This is a genomic window from Streptococcus sp. 544 (assembly GCF_013277385.1).
Classification (GTDB): Bacteria; Bacillota; Bacilli; order Lactobacillales; family Streptococcaceae; genus Streptococcus; species Streptococcus mitis_BA.
The window spans coordinates 159,982-174,672 of record NZ_VMMU01000006.1; the positions used below are offsets into that span (position 1 = coordinate 159,982).

Annotated in this window: 14 protein-coding genes and 2 pseudogenes; 13 read left to right on the forward strand and 3 right to left on the reverse strand. The window is 39.4% G+C overall.

Annotation, left to right across the window (positions count from 1 at the left end; translation table 11 throughout):
- The first annotated feature begins 4 nt into the window (after positions 1-4).
- From HT728_RS03500 to HT728_RS03550, 12 genes and pseudogenes are all read left to right on the forward strand, one after another.
- Positions 5-778: an HAD hydrolase family protein gene (locus tag HT728_RS03500; protein ID WP_173233810.1), complete on the forward strand. Its 774-nt coding sequence runs from the start codon at positions 5-7 to the stop codon at positions 776-778.
- 58 nt (positions 779-836) lie between these two features.
- Positions 837-1,709, forward strand: a complete 873-nt coding sequence (locus HT728_RS03505; protein WP_173233812.1) for an NAD(P)H-hydrate dehydratase — start codon at positions 837-839, stop codon at positions 1,707-1,709.
- Between the two features lie 281 nt (positions 1,710-1,990).
- Positions 1,991-2,674 carry a ribose-5-phosphate isomerase RpiA gene (gene rpiA / locus HT728_RS03510; RefSeq protein ID WP_173233814.1) on the forward strand — a complete coding sequence of 228 codons (684 nt, stop codon included), beginning with the start codon at positions 1,991-1,993 and terminating at the stop codon, positions 2,672-2,674.
- A 13-nt stretch (positions 2,675-2,687) separates the two neighbouring features.
- Positions 2,688-3,899, forward strand: a complete 1,212-nt coding sequence (locus HT728_RS03515; protein ID WP_173228683.1) for a phosphopentomutase — start codon at positions 2,688-2,690, stop codon at positions 3,897-3,899.
- Position 3,900: 1 nt separating this feature from the next.
- A complete protein-coding gene (locus HT728_RS03520) occupies positions 3,901-4,464 on the forward strand; it encodes a DUF1697 domain-containing protein (protein WP_173233816.1) in 564 nt (187 codons plus the stop codon).
- Positions 4,461-5,270, forward strand: a complete 810-nt coding sequence (locus tag HT728_RS03525; RefSeq protein ID WP_173233819.1) for a purine-nucleoside phosphorylase — start codon at positions 4,461-4,463, stop codon at positions 5,268-5,270. The genes HT728_RS03520 and HT728_RS03525 overlap by 4 nt, the downstream gene beginning before the upstream one ends.
- A 325-nt stretch (positions 5,271-5,595) precedes the next feature.
- Positions 5,596-7,410, forward strand: a pseudogene (locus HT728_RS10735) (discoidin domain-containing protein); the annotation flags it as partial.
- A gap of 102 nt (positions 7,411-7,512) precedes the next feature.
- Entirely contained in the window at positions 7,513-8,322 is an 810-nt protein-coding gene (locus tag HT728_RS10775) for a thiol-activated cytolysin C-terminal domain-containing protein (protein ID WP_333503101.1), read from the forward strand.
- Positions 8,323-8,464: 142 nt separating this feature from the next.
- Positions 8,465-8,701, forward strand: a pseudogene (locus tag HT728_RS03535) (purine-nucleoside phosphorylase); the annotation flags it as partial.
- On the forward strand, positions 8,695-9,978 hold the full coding sequence (locus HT728_RS03540; RefSeq protein ID WP_164225956.1) for a chloride channel protein: 1,284 nt from the start codon (positions 8,695-8,697) through the stop codon (positions 9,976-9,978). The pseudogene HT728_RS03535 and the gene HT728_RS03540, both read left to right, overlap by 7 nt.
- A 335-nt stretch (positions 9,979-10,313) precedes the next feature.
- Positions 10,314-11,024: a purine-nucleoside phosphorylase gene (gene deoD / locus HT728_RS03545; RefSeq protein WP_000022096.1), complete on the forward strand. Its 711-nt coding sequence runs from the start codon at positions 10,314-10,316 to the stop codon at positions 11,022-11,024.
- A 229-nt stretch (positions 11,025-11,253) separates the two neighbouring features.
- On the forward strand, positions 11,254-11,985 hold the full coding sequence (locus tag HT728_RS03550) for an NAD-dependent protein deacylase (RefSeq protein ID WP_112443526.1): 732 nt from the start codon (positions 11,254-11,256) through the stop codon (positions 11,983-11,985).
- Positions 11,986-12,213: 228 nt separating this feature from the next.
- On the opposite strand, the gene HT728_RS03555 is transcribed toward HT728_RS03550, so the two are convergent.
- The 3 genes from HT728_RS03555 to coaA form a co-directional block, all read right to left on the reverse strand.
- The gene (locus tag HT728_RS03555; protein ID WP_173233823.1) at positions 12,214-12,726 is read right to left on the reverse strand and encodes a DNA topology modulation protein; all 513 of its coding nucleotides are present in this window, start codon (positions 12,724-12,726) and stop codon (positions 12,214-12,216) included.
- Between the two features lie 52 nt (positions 12,727-12,778).
- Entirely contained in the window at positions 12,779-13,015 is a 237-nt protein-coding gene (rpsT, locus tag HT728_RS03560) for a 30S ribosomal protein S20 (RefSeq protein WP_001274000.1), read from the reverse strand.
- Positions 13,016-13,082: 67 nt separating this feature from the next.
- On the reverse strand, positions 13,083-14,003 hold the full coding sequence (gene coaA / locus HT728_RS03565; RefSeq protein ID WP_173233825.1) for a type I pantothenate kinase: 921 nt from the start codon (positions 14,001-14,003) through the stop codon (positions 13,083-13,085).
- 200 nt (positions 14,004-14,203) lie between these two features.
- Between coaA and HT728_RS03570 the strand changes: the two genes are divergently transcribed.
- Positions 14,204-14,608 (forward strand): hypothetical protein, encoded by a 405-nt coding sequence (locus tag HT728_RS03570; RefSeq protein ID WP_173233827.1) that lies wholly within the window; start codon positions 14,204-14,206, stop codon positions 14,606-14,608.
- The last annotated feature ends 83 nt before the right edge of the window (positions 14,609-14,691 follow it).

The following is a 14,691-nucleotide window of genomic DNA, read 5'->3' on the forward strand; positions in this document are numbered from 1 at the left end:
GAAAATGAAATTCGTATTTGATTTGGATGGGACGCTGTCTTTTGACTATATGACCATAGATGAAGAGATTAGGCAGGTTCTTTTAAAGGCTGAAGATTATGGACATGAGGTTGTATTTGCCTCAGCTCGCTCTTATCGGGATTGTTTGGGCTTATTAGGTTCCGAGCTTAGTCAGCGCTTGGTCATAGGTTTGAATGGTGGTGTAGCCTATTATCTGGGAAAAGCTATCTATGAAAGGAATCTCGATGTTAGGATTTATCAGACGCTAGTGGATTATTGCCAGACCTATAATCACCCTTTCTTTGTAGATGATTGTTTTGACTATAGTGGTCAGATTCTAGAGAAGATTCCATTTATCTCCAGTGTGGATCCCCTAAAGGTAGCTCGTCATCAGAAGCTTGAGGACTTAGGGACTCCGATTAAGGTAGTCGTTTATATGGGTGACCATGAGGATTTGCTTGATGATCTGCTTGGTCAGTTAGAAAGACTGGGGCTAGCCCATCTGTCCTATCATACGCATGAAAAGTGTCTTTATGTCAACCCCTTGGATACTCATAAGGCGACAACTGTTGAAAAGTTATGTGAGGAGAACTTCATTGCTTTTGGAAATGACCAAAACGATATTGAACTGTTTAAAACGTCTCTCTATTCTGTCCAGATTGGAGATTTCGCTGGCCTTACTCCATATGCAGATGAAACGCTAAAGATAAAGGTAGCTCCTTCTCCGGCAGTAGCAGACAAAATCTTACAGACTTTTACGGAATTTAAGGGAAAATAGTAGAAAAGGAGGTTTGCGCCTCCTTTTTGTTGTATAATAAAAGTGAGAGGAAAAAAGGATGAAAGTGATTGATCAAACCTTACTAGAAAAAATTATTATTGAACGTTCTCGTACAAGTCATAAAGGAGACTACGGTCGTCTGCTCTTGCTGGGTGGAACTTATCCTTATGGTGGTGCCATCATCATGGCTGCCTTGGCAGCAGTAAAAAGCGGTGCAGGATTGGTGACTGTTGGAACAGATAGAGAAAATATCCCAGCTTTGCACAGTCATTTACCTGAGGCTATGGCCTTTTCTCTTCAAGACCAGCAATTGTTACAAGAGCAATTGGAGAAGGCAGAAGTTGTCTTGATGGGGCCTGGTTTACGAGACGATGCTTTTGGAGAAGAACTAGTCAAACAGGTCTTTGCTGGCTTAAAAAAGAATCAGATTTTGATTGTAGACGGAGGGGCCTTAACCATCCTTGCTAGGACAAGTTTGTCGTTTCCATCTAACCAGCTTATCCTAACTCCCCACCAAAAAGAATGGGAAAAGTTGTCTGGTATTACGATTGAAAAGCAAAACGAAGATGCAACGACTAGTACCCTAACTTCCTTCCCTCAAGGAACAATTTTGGTGGAGAAAGGTCCAGCTACTCGTATTTGGCAAGCTGGCCAATCTGATTATTACCAGTTACAGGTTGGCGGTCCCTATCAGGCGACTGGGGGAATGGGAGATACGCTTGCTGGGATGATTGCAGGATTTGCAGGCCAATTCCGACAGGCCAGTCTCTACGAACGTGTGACAGTAGCGACCCATCTTCATTCAGCTATTGCCCAAGAACTAGCTCAAGAACATTATGTGGTCTTGCCAACGGGAATTAGTAATTGTCTTCCTAAAGTAATGAAAATTATTTGTCAACAAGAGAGGGTAAGCAAAGATAAACTTGTTTAAAATAGATAGATAAACCTACTTCCTTCTCTTAATTTATGATTCTTGAAATGCGCCTGCTTTAATGCTAAACTAGACGTATCAAAGTTAAGGTCTTATTTTTGGAACTGGAAAGAGATGAACAAATCAAATACATAAAAGATAAACTCATTTTTATTCGTTTGGTAAAAAGAAAATGCATATTTTTAAAGAAAGATTGATGAAAAATGTAAATTTGATCTTTTCACTTGAATAAAAAGCGGTTTCATAGTAAAATAAGAACTGAGAATGATGGAGGTAAATCGGTGGAAAATCTGAAGAAAATGGCAGGTATCAAGGCTGCTGAGTTTGTCAAGGATGGCATGGTCGTTGGACTTGGAACAGGCTCGACTGCCTATTATTTTGTCGAAGAAATCGGTCGTCGTATCAAGGAAGAAGGATTGCAGATTATAGCTGTAACGACTTCTAGTGCGACCACTAAACAGGCAGAAGGCCTTAATATCCCACTCAAATCTATTGACCAAGTAGACTTTGTCGATGTGACAGTTGATGGCGCGGATGAAGTGGATAGTCAGTTTAATGGAATCAAAGGTGGTGGTGGTGCTCTTCTGATGGAGAAGGTTGTTGCGACACCATCAAAAGAATACATTTGGGTGGTGGATGAAAGCAAGCTAGTCGAAAAACTAGGTGCTTTTAAATTGCCAGTAGAAGTGGTTCAGTATGGTGCAGAACAGGTCTTTCGTCGTTTTGAACGAGCTGGCTACAAACCAAGTTTCCGTGAAAAAGATGGCCAACGTTTTGTGACGGATATGCAGAATTTTATCATCGATCTTGCCTTGGATGTCATTGAAGATCCAATTGCTTTCGGACAAGAATTGGACCATGTCGTTGGTGTCGTAGAGCACGGTTTATTCAACCAAATGGTGGATAAGGTCATTGTTGCTGGACGAGATGGGGTTCAGATTTTAACCTCAAGAAAAGAAAAATAGAAGGGGGCATAAGATGTCTAAATTTAATCGTATTCATTTGGTGGTACTGGATTCTGTAGGAATCGGAGCTGCACCAGATGCTAATAACTTTGTCAATGCAGGGGTTCCAGATGGAGCTTCTGACACACTGGGACACATTTCAAAAACAGTTGGTTTGAATGTCCCAAATATGGCTAAAATAGGTCTTGGAAATATTCCTCGTGAAACTCCTCTTAAGACTGTACCGGCAGAAAGCAATCCAACTGGATATGCAACAAAATTGGAAGAAGTATCCCTTGGTAAGGATACCATGACTGGGCACTGGGAAATCATGGGACTCAACATTACTGAGCCTTTCGATACTTTCTGGAATGGATTCCCAGAAGAAATCTTGACAAAAATCGAAGAATTTTCAGGACGTAAGGTCATTCGTGAAGCCAACAAACCTTACTCAGGAACAGCCGTTATCGATGATTTTGGACCACGTCAGATGGAAACTGGAGAGTTGATTATCTATACTTCAGCTGATCCTGTTTTGCAAATTGCTGCCCACGAAGATATTATTCCTTTGGACGAATTGTACCGTATCTGTGAATACGCTCGTTCAATTACCCTTGAGCGCCCTGCCCTTCTAGGTCGTATCATTGCTCGCCCTTATGTAGGTGAACCAGGCAACTTCACTCGTACAGCCAACCGTCGTGACTTAGCCGTTTCTCCATTTGCACCGACTGTTTTGGATAAATTGAATGAAGCTGGTATCGATACTTATGCTGTTGGTAAAATCAATGATATATTTAACGGTGCTGGTATTAACCATGACATGGGCCACAACAAGTCAAACAGCCATGGAATTGATACACTATTGAAGACCATGGGCCTTGCTGAATTTGAAAAAGGATTCTCATTCACAAACTTGGTTGACTTTGATGCCCTTTACGGCCACCGTCGTAATGCTCATGGTTATCGTGATTGCTTGCATGAGTTTGATGAACGCTTGCCTGAAATTATCGCAGCCATGAGAGAGGATGACCTTCTTTTGATTACTGCTGACCATGGAAATGACCCAACCTATGCAGGAACAGACCACACTCGTGAATATATTCCACTTTTGGCTTACAGTCCTGCCTTTAAAGGAAATGGTTTGATTCCAGTTGGACATTTTGCAGATATTTCAGCGACTGTTGCAGATAACTTTGGTGTTGAAACAGCCATGATTGGGGAAAGTTTCTTAGATAAATTGGTATAAAATGACGCACTATGCTTTGCTGGTGAGGGGTATTAATGTTGGTGGCAAGAATAAGGTCGTCATGGCGGAGCTTCGTCAAGAACTGACAGAATTGGAACTGGAAAAGGTTGAAAGCTACATCAACAGTGGCAATATTTTCTTTACTTCGGCAGACTCAAAATCCCAATTGATTGAAAAATTAGAGACTTTCTTTGCAGTCCATTATCCATTTATTCAGAGTTTTTCCATAATGAGTCAAGAAGACTATGAAGCAGAAGTGGAGAATCTACCAGCTTGGTGGAATGAAGATTTGGCACGAAAAGACGTCCTCTTTTACACTGAGGGCTTGGACGTGGAGCAAGTCATCGCGACAGTTGAAAGTTTAGAGCTGAAAGATGAGGTGCTTCATTTTGGAAAACTTGGTATTTTCTGGGGAAAATTCTCTGAAGAAACCTACTCTAAAACTGCCTATCACAAGTACTTGCTCAAGGTGCCTTTCTATCGCAATATTACTATTCGCAATGCCAAAACCTTTGACAAAATCGGTCAAATGCTAAAAAATAATAATAAAGGAGACACACAATGACATTTTTAGACAAAATCAATGAAACAGCTGCTTTCCTGAAAGAAAAGGGAATCCAAACGCCTGAGTTCGGTCTAATCCTTGGGTCAGGTCTTGGAGAATTGGCAGAAGAAATCGAAAATCCAGTTGTAGTAGACTATGCGGATATTCCAAACTGGGGCCGTTCAACAGTAGTTGGTCACGCTGGGAAATTGGTATATGGTGAACTTGCAGGTCGCAAGGTCTTGGCTCTTCAAGGTCGCTTCCATTTTTACGAAGGCAATCCTCTGGAAGTCGTGACTTTCCCAGTACGTGTCATGAAAGTTCTTGGATGTGAAGGTGTTATTGTAACCAATGCAGCTGGTGGTATTGGTTATGGTCCTGGTACTTTGATGGCTATCTCAGATCATATCAATATGACGGGGCAAAATCCATTGATGGGTGAAAACTTGGATGACTTTGGTCCACGTTTCCCAGATATGTCTAAGGCCTACACTCCAGAATACCGTGCTACTGCCCATGAAGTGGCTAAAAAACTGGGTATCAAGCTTGATGAAGGTGTCTATATCGGTGTAACCGGTCCAACTTATGAAACACCAGCAGAGATTCGTGCCTATAAGACACTGGGAGCAGATGCAGTTGGTATGTCTACGGTTCCTGAAGTTATCGTGGCAGCCCACTCAGGCTTAAAAGTTCTAGGAATTTCATGTATTACTAACTTTGCGGCTGGTTTCCAAGAAGAACTCAACCACGAAGAAGTTGTAGAAGTGACTGAACGTGTTAAAGGTGATTTCAAAGGCTTGCTTAAAGCGATTCTTGCAGAATTGTAAGAAAAAAGATTTAAAAGGGGGATGTCTCTGTCTTTTCAGGATTGACTGCCTATCCGGATTAAAGAAGAAACATAGGTAGACTATGGGTTTCTTCCTACTCTTGTACCTGAAAGAGTCTGATAGCCAGCATTGTGAAAGACAAGAATCTAGGAAGCTGGAATTAGCTTCCTAGCCAAGCAGACTAGTATGATAAGAAGAGATAAGAATGAATTTACTTTCTGAATTTCTCAGTCTTATCATATATAGCACAATGAGATTTTGCTTGAGTCTGCTTACAAATAAACGAAAAGAAAGATAAGAAATAATGAAAATTGGTCAACGAATTATGCGCTTTGGCATAAAAAAATTAAGTATCGGGGTTGTATCTGTTGCAGTCGGCTTCGCATTTCTAGCTCCAGCTGGAATTTCAGCCAATGAACTAAAGCAAGATGTAACATCTGAAGTGGCAACAAGAGTGCTAGATTCTAAGGAGGAATTGAGAGAGCCGGAAAATGTTGCTCCAAAACTAGAAACTCCTCTTAAAGAGGAGCCAAGACTAGCTCCTCAACCGCTTCTGGAAGCAAGTGAAGTTCTTGAAAACAAAAGGGAAGAGTCAAAAGTAGAGACAACAGAGCCAGCTCAAGACTCGCCTATTCATGCTCCTGTAGAAGAAACTAAAGAAGAAGTTGTGACAGAAAAACCAACAAATACTCGTTCTTTAACAGCAGAAGATTTGGTGAAGATTTCCAAAGGGGAATTACATTTAGAAAATGATTTGATTGATGAATCTCTCTATGGTGAAAAAGTTCTCGATTTGGAAGGGGATGATGACCAAGATGGCATCAAAAACAAAGATGAACTTTATGTGTACAACAAAGATGGTAAGGATTATCTAGGATATAACAGTCATCCCTTGCTAGCAGACAGTGATGGGGATGGTTTGGCAGATGGAGAAGATGACAATAAGAAAGAATGGTATGTCACAGACCGTGATTCTCTTCTCTTTATGGAGTTAGCCTATCGAGACGATGATTATATTGGGAAAATTTTAGATCATAAGAATCCTTTCCCGAGTCTCTATCTTGATCGTCAAGAATACAAACTCATGCACAATGAATTGGCTCCTTTCTGGAAGATGAAAAAAGCCTACCATGCAGATAGTGGCTTGGATGCTTTCTTATTTGAGACCAAGAGCGACCTTCCTTATCTCAAAGATGGAACGGTGCACATGTTGGCTATTCGTGGAACGCGAGTTAATGATGCCAAGGACTTAAGTGCAGATTTGGTTTTATTAGGGGGAAATAAACCAGCTCAAGCGGATGATATCCGCAAAGTTGTTGGAGAATTAGCCAAGGATACAAGTATTACCAAGTTGTATATGACAGGTCATTCTCTTGGAGGCTACCTAGCTCAGATTGCAGCGGTTGAAGCTTACCAAAAATATCCTGATTTTTATAACCATGTATTACGGAAAGTAACGACTTTCAGTGCTCCTAAAGTGATTACTTCCAGAACTGTTTGGAATGCTAAGAATGGTTTCTGGGATGTTGGTTTGGAAAGCCGTAAATTAGCTGTTAGTGGAAAAATTAAGCATTATGTGGTTGATAATGATAATGTTGTGACTCCCTTGATTCATAATGATCGTGATATCGTTACATTTACAGGTAATTCACGCTTTAAACACCGTTCTCGTGGCTATTTTGAAAGTCGAATGAATGATATTCCTAACTTTAATATTGGTAAACGAGCTACCTTGGATAAACATGGTTATCGTGATCCGAAATTGGATAAAGTGCGATTCTTTAAGAAACAGGCTCTGCCTCAATCTTCTAGTCAACCAAGCGCTGAACCAATGGAAAATATTGCCTTAGGGAAACAGGTTACTCAAAGTTCGACAGCTTTCGGAGGAGATGCTAGAAGAGCTGTGGATGGCAAAGTTGATGGTAACTATGGTCACAATTCTGTCACTCACACCAACTTCCAATCCAAGCCTTGGTGGCAAGTAGATTTGGCTAAAGAAGAAACCATTCGCCAAATCAATATTTACAACCGCACAGACACTGCCCAGGATAGATTGGCAAACTTTGATGTCATTCTTTTAGACAGTTCTGGTAAAGAAATTGAAAGAAAACGAATAACATCTCTTAAAGATGTATCAGCACAAATTGCGATTAACCATAAAAAAGCGCGCTATGTTCGAATTGAGCTAGAAGGCTATAATGCCCTCAGTCTTGCAGAAGTCCAAGTATATCGTGCTGAGAATATCGCTTGGAAAAAACAAGCTAAGCAAAGTTCTACTGATTTTGGTGGAGATGCTAGTCGTGCCTTGGATGGCAATACCAATAGTAGTTATAGCCAGCAATCAATTACCCATACTAAGTTTGAAAATCAACCTTGGTGGGAAGTTGATTTAGGTCGTACAGAACAGGTAGGACTTGTTCGCCTTCATAACCGTGGGGATGGAGAACTTTCTAAACGTCTGTCAGACTTTGATGTGATTTTGTATGATGAAAAAGGAACAGAAGTTGCTAGACAGTATGTTTCTAAACTTGACGGAACGAGCTTGGATGTTCAATTAAATGGGAAATTGGGACGCCGTGTTCGTGTGCAACTACGTAAGAACAATCAAGCCCTCAGTCTTGCAGAAGTAGAAGTTTTCCGCTTTATAGCTACGAATGGTGAGACGGCGACACAAGTTTCTAAGCCAGTTCAACCAATCAGTCAGACTCCTGTGAAAGATAAAACATTGACAATTCAACATAGTGGAGCTTACATTGCCCGCTACTCTATAACTTGGGAAGAAGTTACAGTAGATAAAGATGGAAACCAAGTTGTTCGTAGTCGTTCTTGGGAAGGAAACGGTCGCAACCAGACTGCAGGTTTTGTCCTCAACCTCCCAATCAAAGAAAATATGAGAAATTTGCGAATTAAGATTGAGAAAAAGACAGGTCTACTATGGAATAGATGGCAAACAATCTATGAAAACAGACCAATTTTAGCTCAACCCCACCGTAAAATTACCCATTGGGGAACAACATTAAATTCTAAGATTTCTGATGACGATGTCTTGTAAAAAATCCTACTATTTAATAATGAGATGATTTAGTTTATAAGAGAAGTACTACCTGAGCTTGAATAGAACTCAGGTAGCTCTCTGTGAAAGAACAAAATTAAACAGAAAGGTAGAGTGAGGTGTTCTGATTTGAACACGAGTAGAAATTCGTACCTATAAGATGCTTGGAACAGATGTGGTCGGAATGTCAACTGCTCCTGAAGTTATTGTTGTAGCCTACTCGGGTTTGAAACTTCTAGGAATTTTATGTATTACTAACTATACTACTGGTTTCAAAGAAGAGATTAACCACGAAGAGGTTATAGAAGTGACTGAGTGTGTTAAAGGTGATTTTAAAGGCTTACTTAAAGCCGTTTTTACTGAATTATTACTATGTTAAAAGAAGTGAGGAGTATTTTTCAGAAAATCCCTTATAATCTTAAATTATTCCTAGCAGTCATTTTGCAAGGAATAGTTTCAGGTTTATCTGGTATTTTTCTACATTATCTTTTAAAGATAATAGAGGAGATAGCTTTTGGTCAATCAGAGCATCAAACTGTATTCTTGACAGATGGAGTTTCCTCGTCGCGGATAGGATTAAGTTTAATAATCGTGGGTGCCAGCTCATCCTTGGTCTGGTATTTCTTGCAAAAAAAATCACAGATTTTTTCCATTAAAGCACAGATGAAGGATGAGACTTCACAATACAAACTTCATTTTTTAAAACAGCTATTTCATTCAATTTGGCAGATTATTGCAGTTGGAGGGGGAGCACCTATTGGTAAAGAAGCTGCGCCACGAGAGATTGGAACTCTATTTGCAGGACCAATTGGAAAAATATGTTCTCTCTCTAAGAAGGATCAAATCTTTCTCCTTGCTTGTGGTGCTGGTGCTGGTTTAGCAGCTGTCTACCAGGTTCCATTAACAAGTGTCTTCTTTGTTTTTGAAACTCTAGGAATTGCTCTATCTATTAAACGAGTTGTCTTAGTCGGTTTGACTACCTATGTCTCAACCTATACAGCAGGCTTGGTTATTTCAGATCAGGCTCTCTACCAGATTCCAGCCATCGCATGGTCATTAAAGGAAATGTGGATTATTCCCTTATTACTTTTTTTCTTAACCCCACTAGCTTGGCTTTTTGGTCGCTTGAGTAAAGAAGTGTCTTCAAACAGGATAAAAGATAAACGAGTACTTCTCACATTGCCTACAGCTTTTCTTTTTCTTGCTGGGTTGGCAAGTTATTTTCCACATCTACTTGGAAATGGACGTATGATGGCTCAGGAAGTATTGAATGGTAGCAATGGCAAAACAGTATTCCTCTTGTTTATCCTAAAAGCACTGGTCGTTCTTATTACTCTGTGGGCAGGAGCCTATGGTGGTACACTTACGCCATCTTTTGCCTTGGGGATGGCTGGAGCTGCTCTCTTTGGAATGATTCTAGGTGGGGATAGCCAGCCAAGCATTTTGCTTTTGGGATCTGTTTGCTTTTTGTCTGTGACCTTGAGGGCCCCCTGGTCTGCAACTGGATTAGTTATAGGTTTCACTGGGCTAGGTATAGATTCTCTTCCGTATCTCTTAGTAACAGCTGTTTTAGCTTATGAATTTGCAAAAATATTAGACCGTTTTTCTTGGGCTAACATACTGTGTCAGAAGTCAAAGAATAAAGTAATTAGGTAGGAAATGCCCATTTCTTCCAGTCAAGGATTTGATTTAAAAGATTAAAAAATATTTATAACTGTTTTAAATAAAAATGAAGTAGGCCTATTGGAATCTTGATCGAATCCGATTTTTCCTAGCTATATAATATAAAAAAAGAAAGGTAGAGCGTGTGTTTTGATTTGAACACGAGCGGAAAACTTTTCATAACAATAAAAGAAAGGATGGGTTAACTGTATTCATTGAACTGAATACGGGCGGAGAACTGTGTAAAAAAGATAAACTGTCTAGCATCTGAGATGCTTCGTCAGTTTCCTATTTTTACTTTGTTCTCTGTCGCCCTTTATATCTTAATTATGTCTATCCATATTGCTGCTCAGCAGGGTGAAATTGCTGATAAAATTCTTCTTCCTGGGGATCCTCTTCGTGCTAAGTTTATTGCGGAGAATTTCCTTGAAGATGCTGTTTGTTTTAACGAAGTGCGTAACATGTTTGGTTATACTGGTACTTACAAGGGTCACCGTGTATCTGTCATGGGAACTGGGATGGGAATGCCATCTATTTCGATTTATGCGCGTGAGTTGATTGTTGACTACGGCGTGAAAAAATTGATCCGTGTGGGAACTGCAGGTTCTTTGAATGAAGATGTACACGTTCGTGAATTGGTTTTGGCGCAAGCAGCTGCAACTAATTCAAACATCGTCCGTAATGACTGGCCACAGTATGATTTCCCACAAATCGCTAGCTTTGACTTGCTGGACAAGGCCTACCATATCGCCAAAGAACTTGGTATGACAACCCACGTTGGGAACGTTTTATCATCTGATGTCTTTTACTCAAACTACTTTGAAAAGAATATCGAGCTTGGTAAATGGGGAGTCAAGGCTGTGGAAATGGAAGCAGCGGCTCTTTACTATCTTGCTGCTCAACACCATGTTGATGCTTTAGCTATTATGACTATTTCAGATAGTTTGGTTAATCCAGATGAAGATACAACTGCAGAAGAACGTCAAAACACCTTCACTGATATGATGAAGGTCGGTTTGGAAACATTGATTGCAGACTAAAGGTAGGCTATATTCAGAATGATTTCTCTTGTTCTCAAAATGATAACTATCAACAATGAATCGATCCTGAAATAGGTAAGAATAAGGAAATTGAAGGAAGCCTAATTGTGTCAAAGGACCGAGACTAGTCAGTTTAATATCTAAATCATAATCAAATAAAGTTGGAAGCCAAGTTGACAAGAAGTCAAGACTTTCAACTTTTTAACTTGAAAATTCCTAGGAGTACAAAATGGATAAGATTGAACAATTACAAGGTATTATTGATCAAAGTCAGAGCATTGTCTTTTTCGGTGGTGCAGGGGTTTCTACAGAGTCTAATATTCCAGATTTTCGTAGTTCAGATGGTATATATAGTCTGAAACTGGGTCGCCATTTTACTGCCGAGCAACTGGTTTCACGCACTATGTTTGAGCGCTATCCAGAGGATTTTTTTGATTTCTACAAAAAGTATCTGGTCTATCCTGATGCCAAGCCGAATTTAGCACATGATTATCTAGCGTCGTTGGAAAAAACAGGTAAATTAAAGGCGATTGTGACGCAAAATATCGATAGTCTCCATGAAATGGCAGGATCTCAGAAAGTTTTGAAACTGCATGGTAGTGCAGATTGTAATTATTGTTTGGGCTGTCATCGCTTTTATGATTTGACTGCCTTTTTGGAACTTGAAGGTCCAGTTCCCTACTGCTTAGATTGTCGCAAGGTGGTCAAACCTGACGTGACCCTTTATGAGGAAGCGCTAGATATGGATGTATTTAGTCGCGCAGCTCGAGCCATTCAGCAAGCAGATTTGTTGATCATTGGTGGAACTTCCTTAGTTGTTTACCCTGCAGCTAGTCTAGTCAATTATTTTTCAGGGTCAAATCTTGTTGTTATCAACAAGTCCAGCACTCCTCAAGACAGCCAAGCTGATTTAGTTATCGAAGGTAAGATTGGAGAAGTTTTTTCTAAATTGAGACAATAAAAAACTGAAAGAAGTAGGATTATACTTCCTTCAGTTTTTTTGTATCACGAACTCAGAAACTATGAACAAGATTCTCTTCATTTCTAGGGGAATTTTATTGTTGATTTATAAATTGCTCGAGTTATTTTTAATTGTTGAATAAAAGGAAAAAAGATGACTTCTGGATGAAAAACTTCCTTTTTTAGTCAATCAGTACATGCTGATTTTAATGAAATGCTACTATATTGTTTACTTTTTTAAAGATCGCAAAAAACAATCAATCTCTGCTTGAGAATGGAGAATATGCATCTTTTCTGGGTAAGTATTGTTTAAGTATTGGTATCTATCCTTAGCATTTTTTGTTCGACCATCCCAGAGAATCCATCGAATAAACTCCCGATTAAATTGTTCTTGACAACCTTCTGCCATACTTTCTCTGACCTTGCCTCGGTATTTGAGATAACGTTTAAAAGCTCGAAAGAGACAGGTAAATGGTGAAAAATTGAGAAAGATGATTTGGTCAGCTTCCTGCATTCTTTCCTCATAGAAACACCAAGAATAATTTCCATCGATGACCCAAGCTTCATGCTTGGTGAGAAAACGTTTCATCTCGGTTAACATCCATTCACGGTCACTGTCTTGCCAACCAGGTTGAAATTGGAGTGTATCCATGTGAAGTTTTGGGATGGAGTAGTAGAGAGATAACTTTTCAGCTAGAGTTGACTTACCAGCACCAGAATATCCGATAATTGCGATTTTCATTTTCTACCTTTTCCTATTTGAGGACAAAAAAACAGCCTCTATGGACTGTTTCTTATTTAGCAAGTTTAGCTGAAAGACGAGCTTTATCGCGGCTTGCTTTGTTTTTGTGAATCAAACCTTTAGTTTCTGCTTTATCGATAGCTGAGCTAGCAGCACGGAAAAGTTCTTCAGATGGGTTTGCTTCGAAAGCTTTGATAGCAGTACGCATAGCTGATTTTTGAGCTGAGTTCTTTTCGTTTTGTTTAACGTTCAATTCAGCGCGTTTGATAGCTGATTTAATGTTTGCCAATGTTCTTACCTCCATATTTACTAACTATACCATTATATCTGAAAACTTACGTTTTGACAAGGGAAAATTATTTTTTTAAGTAAATTTCATCGATTTCATGGTTCTTTGTTTTATGAAGAATCACTTCTGCACGATTTCTAGTTGGTTCAATATAATTTTGTAGATTTGTGAGATTGATACTGGTCCAGACCTGATGGGCAAAGGACTCCACTTCCCCAATCGGCATTTGTGTAAAACGATAATAGTAGCTATTAGGGTCATTTTGGGCTAGGCTCAGCATTTTCAAGAAACGGTCCAGATACCAACTCTCAATATCATCCACTCCAGCATCAACATAGATGGAAAAGTCGAAGAAGTCAGTGATATAGAGACGATCGTTTTGTGGATTTTGAAAGACATTGATTCCCTCAACAATTACAAAATCAGCAGCTTTGACACTTTGTTTCTCTTCGGGTACGATGTCGTAGACTTCATGAGAATAGACAGGAATATCCACATCTTGTCCATTTTTGATGCGGTCCAAGAAGTTGAGAAGAGCTTCCATATCATAACTTTCAGGAAATCCCTTACGATTTAGAATCCCCTGCTCAATCAAGGTTTGGTTGGGATAGAGAAAGCCGTCAGTTGTTACCAATTCAACCCTAGCATCTGTAAGCGTACGGGATAGTAGGATTTGCAGTAGGCGACTAGTTGTGGATTTTCCAACGGCAACACTCCCAGAAACCCCAATAATAAAAGGTTGAGATTTACTTTCACGTTGGAGGAAAATTCCTTTTGAAAAGGCCAAATCATCCTTGGTACGCTTGTAAATCTGGATGAGATGGGCTAAGGGAAGATAGACATCAGTAACATCCTGCAAGCTAATCTGATCATTAAAACTCTTGATAGATTCCAATTCCTCTTCTGTCAAAGGGGGTGTGGTCTTTCGATGTAAAGATTGCCAAGTCCGGCGGCTAATTTTTTCAAAATGTAAAAATTCGTTGGTCATTTGTTTTCCCCTAGATATTTTGTTTATCATATCATAAAAAGTTAAAAAAATAAAGCGGTTTCTTGATGATAGTAAGCCAATATCGTATAATAGAGGTAGATAGAGGTTGACCAATTTATTGATGAAGTAGGAGCTACTTTCTCCTGACTTATAAGCTAATAAAGGGGACTTTGGGATTCACAACTTATAGGAGGTGTACTATGAAAATCTTAAAACGTTACATATTGGAACTTTGTTTTATTTTAAGTTTTGCACTACCTTTTATAAAAGGGGCGAATGCGGATAATGGCAGACGCTTTGTGGAAATCTATTACGGTTTTACTTTTTTGATGGAACATGCTATTGTAACAGCTGTATTTATCTGTTCGCTCTTGATTGCTTGCCTACTAAAAAAACGGTGGACGAAATGGCTTGCTGCTGGAAGTTATCTATTTTTGATTTTGTGGATTGCTACAGAGGGTTATTTCTTCCGCATGTCGCTAGAAGATTTGGTACGGCTTTGGACAAGTTTGGAAATCCTGACAAAAACGTATCAGTTGGGCTTTTATCTAAATATTTTGTTGGGAATTTTGTTGATAATTAAGTATCTGAAGGTTAAGCAATAGTAATAAAAATGCGCTTGATTATAGACAATAAATTTGTTGTTTTATCATGGCAATGATAGCTGTAGTCCTAGATGAAATACTAT

What these genes read in the sequence shown, in the direction of transcription:
- HT728_RS03500 (WP_173233810.1), top strand. Translation starts at nt 5, where the DNA reads ATGAAATTCGTATTTGATTTGGATGGGACGCTGTCTTTTGACTATATG.
- HT728_RS03505 (WP_173233812.1), top strand. Translation starts at nt 837, where the DNA reads ATGAAAGTGATTGATCAAACCTTACTAGAAAAAATTATTATTGAACGT.
- HT728_RS03515 (WP_173228683.1), top strand. Translation starts at nt 2,688, where the DNA reads ATGTCTAAATTTAATCGTATTCATTTGGTGGTACTGGATTCTGTAGGA.
- HT728_RS03520 (WP_173233816.1), top strand. Translation starts at nt 3,901, where the DNA reads ATGACGCACTATGCTTTGCTGGTGAGGGGTATTAATGTTGGTGGCAAG.
- HT728_RS03525 (WP_173233819.1), top strand. Translation starts at nt 4,461, where the DNA reads ATGACATTTTTAGACAAAATCAATGAAACAGCTGCTTTCCTGAAAGAA.
- HT728_RS03540 (WP_164225956.1), top strand. Translation starts at nt 8,695, where the DNA reads ATGTTAAAAGAAGTGAGGAGTATTTTTCAGAAAATCCCTTATAATCTT.
- deoD (WP_000022096.1), top strand. Translation starts at nt 10,314, where the DNA reads ATGTCTATCCATATTGCTGCTCAGCAGGGTGAAATTGCTGATAAAATT.
- HT728_RS03550 (WP_112443526.1), top strand. Translation starts at nt 11,254, where the DNA reads ATGGATAAGATTGAACAATTACAAGGTATTATTGATCAAAGTCAGAGC.
- HT728_RS03555 (WP_173233823.1), bottom strand. Translation starts at nt 12,726, where the DNA reads ATGAAAATCGCAATTATCGGATATTCTGGTGCTGGTAAGTCAACTCTA.
- coaA (WP_173233825.1), bottom strand. Translation starts at nt 14,003, where the DNA reads ATGACCAACGAATTTTTACATTTTGAAAAAATTAGCCGCCGGACTTGG.
- HT728_RS03570 (WP_173233827.1), top strand. Translation starts at nt 14,204, where the DNA reads ATGAAAATCTTAAAACGTTACATATTGGAACTTTGTTTTATTTTAAGT.